This is a genomic window from Flavonifractor sp. An100 (assembly GCF_002161175.1).
Classification (GTDB): domain Bacteria; phylum Bacillota; class Clostridia; order Oscillospirales; family Oscillospiraceae; genus Lawsonibacter.
This window is the reverse complement of the sequence record NZ_NFMA01000059.1, coordinates 1-876: the sequence shown is the minus strand read 5'-3', so window position 1 is coordinate 876 and position 876 is coordinate 1. Positions and strand designations below refer to the sequence as shown.

1 protein-coding gene and 1 pseudogene are annotated in these 876 nt (G+C 58.3%); both read right to left on the bottom strand.

Translation table 11 applies throughout. From position 1 onward, the window contains the following. Positions 1-194, bottom strand: a pseudogene (locus B5E43_RS14745) (site-specific integrase); the annotation flags it as partial. Positions 195-198: 4 nt separating this feature from the next. Then, a partial coding sequence (locus B5E43_RS14740; protein ID WP_143383031.1) for a site-specific integrase occupies positions 199-876 on the bottom strand: 678 nt, incomplete at its 5' end.

The following is an 876-nucleotide window of genomic DNA, read 5'->3' as shown; positions in this document are numbered from 1 at the left end:
TGAACAGGGCGGAAGCCGCCGCACTGCTCTTTCAGCTTCTTCAGCTTTTCCGCGCACTCCCGCTTCGTCTTTGCCAGTACATTTTTTGTTTTTGGACTGCCCGCCTCATCATAGCCGATGACTACCCTCCCCTCCCAGCGGCCGTCTTTCCGAAGGCGAATAGTTCCCGACCCTTTCTTTCTCTTTCCCGACATACGCTCACCTCACCATGATGTTTTCCATAAAGCTGCCCACGATCTCGCTGGCCCGCTTCTGCATATCCCCGGTCACATGGGTGTAGGTATCCAGCGTGAAGGAGGCCTGGGTGTGGCCCAGGATGCCGGATAGAGTCTTGGCGTCTACCCCGAAGGCCAGGGCGTGGGTGGCGAAGGTATGCCTCAAATCGTGGAACCTGATACTGGGCAGACCGGCCTGTTTCAGCAGACCTTTCAGGTGGATGTAAGCGGCATTGGGACGCATGGGCCGCTCCGGGCGGAGCGGGTCTGGAAAGATCCACTCTGAATAGGAGTGCTTTTTCCGCTCGGAGAGAAGATTTGCCGTACTGGGAGGCAGAGTGATGGTACGCTTCCCAGTCCCGGTCTTGGTCTCGCCGGTGGTCAGTCTGCCGCCCTTCTGGGCGTGGACAGTGCGGCGGATGGAGAGGGTCCCGTGGGCCTCGTCGAAGTCCGACCACATGAGCCCGCAGATCTCACCTCGCCGCAGTCCGGTGGTCAACTCCGTGTAGAAGAAGTCGTGCCAGATTTTGTCCTCCTGAATAACTTTCATAAACCTCTCCAGCTGTGCATCGTTGAGGATCTGTTTGGGGACCGCTTTCTTCTTAGGCAGGGTGACGCCTTCGGTGGGGTTGCGGGCAATCATATTTTCCCGCACCGCCGC